At 30.4% G+C, this 6,546-nt stretch carries 5 protein-coding genes; 4 read left to right on the top strand and 1 reads right to left on the bottom strand.

Going from position 1 to position 6,546, the window contains the following annotated elements; genetic code table 11:
* The first annotated feature begins 333 nt into the window (after positions 1-333).
* Together porQ and cmk are read left to right on the top strand one after the other, a co-directional pair.
* Positions 334-1,362 (top strand): type IX secretion system protein PorQ, encoded by a 1,029-nt coding sequence (gene porQ / locus ACYPV9_RS07180; RefSeq protein WP_459742624.1) that lies wholly within the window; start codon positions 334-336, stop codon positions 1,360-1,362.
* Positions 1,363-2,052 carry a (d)CMP kinase gene (gene cmk, locus ACYPV9_RS07175; protein ID WP_459742622.1) on the top strand — a complete coding sequence of 230 codons (690 nt, stop codon included), beginning with the start codon at positions 1,363-1,365 and terminating at the stop codon, positions 2,050-2,052. It begins immediately after the preceding gene.
* A gap of 133 nt (positions 2,053-2,185) precedes the next feature.
* Here cmk and ACYPV9_RS07170 read toward each other — a convergent pair whose 3' ends face one another.
* On the bottom strand, positions 2,186-2,815 hold the full coding sequence (locus ACYPV9_RS07170; protein ID WP_459742620.1) for a 7-carboxy-7-deazaguanine synthase QueE: 630 nt from the start codon (positions 2,813-2,815) through the stop codon (positions 2,186-2,188).
* A 242-nt stretch (positions 2,816-3,057) separates the two neighbouring features.
* On the opposite strand from ACYPV9_RS07170, the gene rpsA reads away from it, so the two are divergent.
* Positions 3,058-4,878 (top strand): 30S ribosomal protein S1, encoded by a 1,821-nt coding sequence (rpsA, locus tag ACYPV9_RS07165; protein ID WP_299059246.1) that lies wholly within the window; start codon positions 3,058-3,060, stop codon positions 4,876-4,878.
* Positions 4,879-5,155: 277 nt separating this feature from the next.
* A complete protein-coding gene (gene glmM, locus ACYPV9_RS07160) occupies positions 5,156-6,544 on the top strand; it encodes a phosphoglucosamine mutase (protein ID WP_299059249.1) in 1,389 nt (462 codons plus the stop codon).
* The last annotated feature ends 2 nt before the right edge of the window (positions 6,545-6,546 follow it).

Here is a 6,546-nt window from a genome sequence, read left to right as displayed (position 1 = left end):
AGAGTAGGTCGCCGCCTTTCTTAATTCTGATCTCAGAATTCTATAAACCTCATATCAATACGATATGAGGTTTTTTTTATGGACATAATATAACTTGCATAATCGAAATTAGAAACTGTTTTTTATGAAGGATTAATTCAACTTCTTTTTTAGCATACACAAAACACCGAGTTCTTCACGTGATAAATTCTTATGATCTTCTAGTAAATGATTAATTTCATTTTTAAAGAATTTTATTGTTTCAAATAAATTAAATTATAGAAAGTTAATTTGGGGTATATTATTTTTAATTTCTTTTCGTTATTCTTATTATACTTTGTTTCTTTGTATTTCATGAAAATTAAATTTGCTTTACTCTTATTTATATTTATTACTACTCTAGGTTATTCTCAAGTAGCTGGTGAAAGCGTATATCAATTTTTAAATGTTTCAACTTCGGCTAGACAAATAGCTTTGGGAGGTGAAGTATTGAACTTAGATAATGATATAAATCAGCCAATTTGGAATCCTTCTGTAATTAATAATGATTTGGATAGAAAAATATCAGTTAATTATTCGAGTTATATTAGTGGTATTAATATCGGTTCAATTTCTTATGCAAGGCAAATAAGTAGAAGGTTTGGTACGATTCATAGTACTATTAAGTATTTAGATTATGGAGAATTAATTGGTGCTGATGAAAATGGAAATGAAATAGGAAATTTTTCTGCAAAAGATATTGCAGTTTCTATTGGTTACTCTTATAATTTACCAAATTCTAATTTTTATTTTGGTTCAAATATAAAGTTTATATCTTCTAATATTGGTAATTTTTCATCTACTGGTATTGCGGCGGATTTAGCTTTATTATACAAGAATTTATACAAGCCCTTTTCTTTTACTTTAGTTGTTAGAAATATAGGAACTCAATTAAGTACATTTAATGGTACTAGCGAAAAATTACCGTTAAAGATTGGTTTAGGCGCTAGTTATAAATTACAGTATGTACCTTTAAAATGGTATGTAACTGTAGATAATTTACAAACATGGAATATTTCAGAGGCAAATCCATCAAACAGTACAACAGATTTAGAAGGAAATATTACTGAAGATGACACTGGCTTTATTGGAAATACATTAAGACATTTTATAATAGGTGCTGAACTTTTTCCTGAAAGTTTAATAAATGTTAGGTTGGGTTATAATTTTAAAAGAGCAGCTGAATTAAAATTACTAAATGCTAGGACTTTTAGCGGAGTTTCTTTTGGTTTTGGTGTAAAAATGAATAGATTTAAATTTAATTATGCACATTCTAAATTTCATACGGCATCAAATATTAGTACATTTAGTTTAGAAATTGATTTAGATAATAATAGATATTAAATGACAAAAAAAATTACAATTGCTATTGACGGATTTTCATCAACAGGTAAAAGTACAATAGCAAAATTAATAGCAAATAAATATAATTACATTTATGTAGACACGGGTGCAATGTATAGAGCAGTTACGATGTATGCGATAGATAATAAATTAATTTCAAACGATTTTTTTAAGATTGAAGAATTAAAAATTTCATTATCAAAAATATCTTTATTATTTAAATATAATATTGATTTAGGTTTTGCAGAAATGTATTTGAATAACGTTAATGTAGAAAAAGAAATAAGAACATTATCTGTATCTAAGTTAGTGAGTAAAGTAGCTGAAATTTCTGAAGTAAGAAAAAAATTAGTAGCAGAACAGCAACAAATGGGTATAGATGGCGGTATAGTTATGGATGGCAGAGATATCGGTACCGTAGTATTTCCTGAGGCTGATTTAAAATTATTTATGACCGCTTCTGCTGATAAAAGAGCAACTCGAAGATATAAAGAATTAATTGATAGAGGTGATAAAGTAAATTATGAAGAAATTCTATTTAATGTTCAAGAACGAGATAGAATAGATTCTACAAGAGAAGATTCTCCTTTATTAAAAGCAGACGATGCAATTGAATTTGATAATTCTGATATGGGAATACAGGAACAGTTTGAAAGAATTTGTACATTAATAGACAATAGATTGTCTTAAAATAATTATCTTTTTAGATATGTTTAGCCCTGATTGTAGCAATTGTTTGAGCTCTTTTTAGAGGAACGATAAAAAAGCGAGTGCGGAAAGCAGGAAATAGCTTCTAAAAAATAAATTTTTAAATACCTGAATATTAAGGAATATTCAGGTATTTGTGTGTTTGAAGAGAAATTTTCCACTTAGGATTTTTCATTACATAGTCAACAATCAATTCAGTCATTTTTTCTTTTTTACTCCATTCTGGTTGTAAAAACAATTGACATTTATCTGAAACTTTAGCAGCTTGTTGTTCTGCAAATTCAAAATCTGATTTGTTGTGAATAATCATTTTAAGTTCATCTGCTTCAGGATAGCATTCGTCTAAAGGTAATTTTGTTTTTTTAGGTGAAAGGCAAAACCAATCCCATTTTCCAGAAAAAGAATATGCGCCAGAAGTTTCTATGTGCGTTTTGATATTATTTTTTTGTAACAAATTTGTAATATAATCCATAGACCACATTAAAGGTTCTCCACCTGTAATTACCACTGTTTTAGCGTGTATTTTAACATTATCTACTATTGTATCTGCTAATGTTGGTGGGTGTAATTCTGCATTCCAGCTTTCTTTAACATCACACCAATGGCAACCTACATCACAACCACCAACTCTAATAAAATATGCTGCTGTACCAGTGTGAGCGCCTTCTCCTTGTATTGTATAAAATTCTTCCATTAAAGGAAGCATTATACCTTTGTCTACTAAATCTTTTGTATTTTTATCCATCTTCATTAAAATCTACCATAACGGTTTAAGAATGCAAAGGTAGTTTTTTGTAATTCAACAATAAAAAGAATAATAAATTAATTCTAAAGGCTTAATTATCAAAACATTTTTGTAAATTTGCACTCCTTTTTACGAGAACAGATTTAGAAAAGGAATAAAAAAAACAATTTATAAAAACAACTCTTTGCGTTTACGTCGTTAGAAATCTGTAAAACAATAAGATACAAAATTATTTTAGACACATGTCTGAAGAAACAAAAAACACTGAAGAGCAGGTAGCTGCAACTGAAGTACAAGAAACAGCGACTCCTGCTGTAGATCCAAAACAATTTTTAGCTGATTTTAACTGGCACAAATACGAACAAGGTATTGAAGCTGTTGATGAAGATAAATTAAAAGCATTTGAAACTGCTTTAGAAGGAACTGTTGGATTTGTAAATGAGCGTGATGTAATTGAAGGAACTGTAATTAGAATTACAGATAGAGATGCAATTATAGACATTAACTCTAAATCTGAAGGAGTTATCTCTTTAAACGAATTCCGTTATAACCAAGGTTTAGCAGAAGGAGATAAAGTAGAAGTATTAGTTGACAAAAGAGAAGATTCTTCTGGTCAGTTAGTATTATCTCACAAAAAAGCAAGAGTAATTAAAGCATGGGAACGTGTTAACAATGCTCATGAAACTGGTGAAGTAGTTAACGGTTTTGTTAAGTGTAGAACTAGAGGTGGTATGATTGTAGATGTTTTCGGTATCGAAGCATTCTTACCAGGATCTCAAATTGATGTGAAGCCAATTAGAGATTACGATCAGTACGTAGAGAAAACTATGGAATTCAAAGTTGTGAAAATCAACCACGAATTTAAAAACGTTGTTGTATCTCATAAAGCTCTTATTGAAGCTGATATTGAATTACAGAAAAAAGAAATCATTGGTCAGTTAGAAAAAGGACAAGTATTAGAAGGTATTGTTAAAAACATTACTTCTTATGGTGTATTTGTTGATTTAGGTGGTGTAGATGGTTTAGTACATATTACAGATTTATCTTGGTCTAGAATCAATCACCCGAACGAGGTTGTTGAATTAGATCAAAAATTAAACGTTGTAATTTTAGACTTTGATGATAACAAGTCTAGAATCCAATTAGGATTAAAACAATTATCTGCACATCCTTGGGAAGCTTTAGATACTGACTTAAAAGTTGGTGATAAAGTAACTGGAGAAGTTGTAGTAATTGCAGATTACGGTGCATTTGTAGAAGTAGAGCAAGGAGTAGAAGGGTTAATTCACGTTTCTGAAATGTCTTGGTCAACTCACTTACGTTCTGCACAAGATTTCGTAAAAGTTGGTGATAAAGTAGAAGCGCAAGTTTTAACTTTAGATAGAGAAGACAGAAAAATGTCTCTTGGTATCAAACAATTACACCCAGATCCTTGGACAGATATTACAACTAAATTCCCAGTAGGTTCTACACATACAGGTACTGTAAGAAATTACACTAACTTTGGTGTTTTTGTAGAATTAGAAGAAGGAATTGATGGTTTAGTATATATTTCTGACTTATCTTGGACTAAGAAAATTAAGCATCCATCAGACTTTGTTACTGTTGGAGACAAATTAGAAGTACAAGTATTAGAATTAGATGTAGAGAACAGAAAGTTAAACTTAGGTCATAAGCAAACTCAAGATAACCCTTGGGATGCTCATGAAGCTACGTATGCAATTGGTTCTACACACGAAGGAACAATCAAAGAAAAGAATGATAAAGGAGCAGTTGTAACTTTTGCTGATGGAGTAGAAGGTTTTGCACCAACAAGATTCTTAGAAAAAGAAGATGGTTCTAAACTAGGAAAAGGAGATACAATCGAATTTGTAGTTTTAGAATTTTCTAAAGAATACAGAAGAGTTGTAGTATCTCATACTTCTATCTTTAGAGAAGAAGAAAAGAGAAATGTAAAAGCAGCAGTTAAAAAATCTGCAGACGCAGAAAAAACTACACTTGGAGACATAGGTGGTTTAGCAGCTCTTAAAGAAAAAATGGAAGCTGGTAACAAAAAGAAATAATTCTTTTTTAGCAAGCCGATATTTATAATATCTAAAAGCCGATGCATTTTTGCATCGGCTTTTTTATTTCTATTTTTTGGGCGTTACCTTTCAGGTCGGGCTTTACGCACTCGCTTTTTGTTCATACTTCACAAAAGAGCTCAAACAAATGCTTCAATCCCTAACGTAACTACTTGATAGTAATTCGCAAACTATAAAGGCAGTACATGTTAATTTATTTTAGAGAACCATTTAATAAATTTATCTTTGTATATCTATAACAAAGACAAAATATATAATGACACTTATAAAATCAATATCAGGAATTAGAGGAACAATTGGCGGAAAAACAGCAGATAATTTAACACCTATAGACGCAGTGAAATTTGCATCTGCTTATGGTGCATTTATCAAAAATAGAAACCCTAATAAAGATAAAATAACTGTTGTAGTTGGTAGAGATGCTCGTATTTCTGGTAAAATGATTTCTAGTTTGGTTGCCAACACATTAGTTGGTTTAGGTATAGATGTAGTAGATTTAGGTTTGTCTACAACGCCAACAGTAGAAGTTGCAGTTCCTATGGAAAATGCCGATGGAGGAATTATTTTAACAGCATCTCACAACCCAAAACAATGGAATGCGTTAAAATTACTAAATGAAAAAGGAGAATTCTTAAATGGGTCTGAAGGAGAAAAAATTTTAGCATTGGCAGAAAGCGAAGATTTTGAATTTGCAGATGTAGACGATTTAGGTCTGTATTCTAAAGACAGTTCTTATTTAGAAAAGCATATACAAGAGGTATTAAATTTAGAGTTGGTAGATGTAGAAGCTATTAAGAAAGCAAACTTTAAAGTTGTTGTAGATGGTGTAAATTCTACCGGAGGAATTTTTATACCCGCTTTGTTAAAAGAATTAAATGTAGAATGCATAGAATTGTATTGTACACCAAACGGAGAATTTCCGCATAACCCTGAACCTTTAAAAGAGCATTTAACAGATATTTCTGAATTAGTAGTAAAAGAAAAGGCAGATTTTGGTATTGTAGTAGATCCAGATGTAGATAGATTAGCTTTAATTTCTGAAGATGGATCTATGTTTGGGGAAGAGTATACCTTAGTTGCTTGCGCAGATTATGTGCTAGGAAAATTAGGTGGTGGAAATACGGTTTCTAACTTATCTTCTTCTAGAGCACTAAGAGATGTTACAGAAAAACATGGCGGAACTTATACAGCGTCTGCAGTTGGAGAAGTTAATGTTGTTATTAAAATGAAAGAAACCAATACTGTAATTGGTGGTGAAGGTAATGGAGGAATTATTTATCCTGCTTCTCATTACGGTAGAGATTCTTTAGTTGGTGTTGCATTATTTTTAAGTCATTTAGCAAATATTAAAATGTCTTGTAAAGAATTAAGAGATTCTTACCCAAGTTATTTTATGAGTAAAAATAAAATTCAATTAACTCCAGAAATTAATGTTGATGCTATTTTAGAAACAATGGCAACAACTTATAAAAATGAAGATGTTAACACTATTGATGGTGTAAAAATTGATTTTGCTGATGAGTGGATACATTTAAGAAAATCGAATACAGAGCCTATTATTAGAATTTACACAGAAGCTAAATCGCAAGCAGCAGCAGATAATTTAGCAGAAAGATTTATAAATGAAATTAAAGCAATTATTTAAAA

Source organism: Polaribacter sp. OB-PA-B3, assembly GCF_054589375.1.
Note: the sequence above shows the minus strand (reverse complement) of the source record. Positions and strands in the feature narration are given on the sequence as shown.